Source organism: Streptomyces endocoffeicus (genome assembly GCF_016741935.1).
Classification (GTDB): domain Bacteria; phylum Actinomycetota; class Actinomycetes; order Streptomycetales; family Streptomycetaceae; genus Streptomyces; species Streptomyces endocoffeicus.
The window spans coordinates 1-994 of the sequence record NZ_JAERRG010000169.1 but is presented as its reverse complement, the minus strand read 5'-3'; the positions used below and the strand labels follow the sequence as shown (position 1 = coordinate 994).

The following is a 994-nucleotide window of genomic DNA, read 5'->3' as shown; positions in this document are numbered from 1 at the left end:
CGTGATTGGCTCGGTGAGTTGTTCGCGGATGCCGAGTTCGCGGAAGCGTTCGCGGTGACGGGGCCGCGTGGCTGGTCACCGGGCCGCCTGGCGCTGGTGACGGTGCTGCAGATGGCCGAGAACCTGACCGACCGGCAGGCTGCCGAGGCGGTGCGGGACAAACTCTCGTGGTCCTACGCGCTCGGACTGGGGCTGGAGGATCCCGGCTTCGACTTCAGTGTCCTCTCTCAGTTCCGTACCCGGGTTGCCGCCCATGGTCTGGAAGAGAAGGTGCTGGACTTGTTGGTGGCCAGGCTGGTCGAAGACGGCCTGCTGGCCGCAGGAGGCAAGCAGCGTACCGACTCCACCCACGTGGTCGCGGCGGTGCGGGACCTGAACCGGTTGGAGCTGACCGGGGAGGCGGTTCGCGCCGCGCTGGAAGCGCTGACCTGCGCGGATCCGGACTGGGTCGCACAGAGCGTGGACGTGGCCTCATGGAGTAAGCGCTACGGACCACGGGTGGACAGCTGGCGCCTGCCCACCTCCCGGACCAAGCAGCAGAAACTGGCCGTGGACTTCGCCCGGGACGGCTTCGCCCTGCTGGGCGCGGTCTACCACTCCGGCTCCCCGGTCTGGCTGCGCGAGCTCCCCGCGGTGCAGGTCCTGCGGTGTGTACTGCTGCAGAACTACACCCGCACCACCACACGAGGCGGCCGCGAGGTCGTCAAGCGGCGGGAGAAGACTGACGAGGGCGGTGACGGCCGCCCGCCCGGCCACCTACGTCTGTCCTCGCCTTATGACACCGACGCCCGATGGTCCACCAAACGCGACATCTTCTGGAACGGCTACAAGCTTCACATCAGCGAAACCTGCACCTCCGCCCCCGAAGCGGCACGCACACGCCCGAACCTCATCACGAACGTCGCCACCACCCACTCCACACTGCCCGACAGCAAGACTCTCCCCGCAGTCCACCACCGTCTCCAGCAACGCGGACTGCTGCCCGATGAGCACT

At 67.8% G+C, this 994-nt stretch carries 1 protein-coding gene; it reads left to right on the top strand.

Annotated features, from left to right (window positions below):
* A partial coding sequence (locus JK364_RS54410) for a transposase (protein WP_201858878.1) occupies positions 1–994 on the top strand: 994 nt, incomplete at both ends.